Below are 757 nucleotides of genomic sequence, written 5' to 3' on the forward strand. Positions count from 1 at the left end.
TTGCAGTTTCGACCTCAGCTTGCAGCGTCCGGATCTGCTTCGCGCGTGTTGTCGGCATACGGATCCGTACGCCGGTACGTATCGGGGTAATGCGAGACCTGTCTCCGACCTCTCGCCCAGTGGTGGCGAGGCTGGTCTGTGGTCAGGCAGCGGTGGTGACCTTCCACAGGTAGCCGTCTGGATCACTGAAGTAGCCGAAGTACCCGCCCCAATCGGCGGCGGCCGCCGCCTTGACCACAGTGCCGCCGGCAGTCTCCGCAGACTGCATGACCTCATCCACCGCGTCCCTGGAGTCGGTGATGAAATGGAACGAGACGCCGCGGAATCCAGAGCCTTCCGCGGAGACACCGGCGTCCTGCGCCGCTGCCTCCCACTCGTAGAGTGCCAACATCGAGGATCCCTCACCGAGTCTGCACCTAACGAACCCGGGGAAGTCCTGGTCGATCTCGCAACCGAGGCCGTCGACATAGAACCTCTTGGCCCGGTCCACGTCCTTAACGCCGAGCATAACGACGCTGACCTGCAGTGACACGCCTACCTCCTTTGTCAATCACGTGCGGCCTCGTCATGCTAGGCCCGGCCGGCGGACCCAGGCTTCTCGAATCCTGATCGGTTGCCTCAGCGTCGCCCAGATCCCGTCCCCGATGACCTCGCCCCGGAACACCCGCTTGCCAATGAGCCATTTCCAACCTGATGGTGCAGGTCAGCGGCGTGGCGGAGGCGGATAGCCGGGTGAGGTGAGGCTCCCGGTAAGACA

The 757-nt window shown here is 63.7% G+C and carries 1 protein-coding gene; it reads right to left on the reverse strand.

Features of this window, described 5'->3' with window-relative positions; genetic code table 11:
* Window positions 1-142 precede the first annotated feature (142 nt).
* A complete protein-coding gene (locus AAH979_RS43100) occupies window positions 143-532 on the reverse strand; it encodes a VOC family protein (protein ID WP_346263890.1) in 390 nt (129 codons plus the stop codon).
* Window positions 533-757 lie beyond the last annotated feature (225 nt).

It is taken from the genome of Plantactinospora sp. ZYX-F-223 (genome assembly GCF_039649625.1).
Classification (GTDB): domain Bacteria; phylum Actinomycetota; class Actinomycetes; order Mycobacteriales; family Micromonosporaceae; genus Plantactinospora.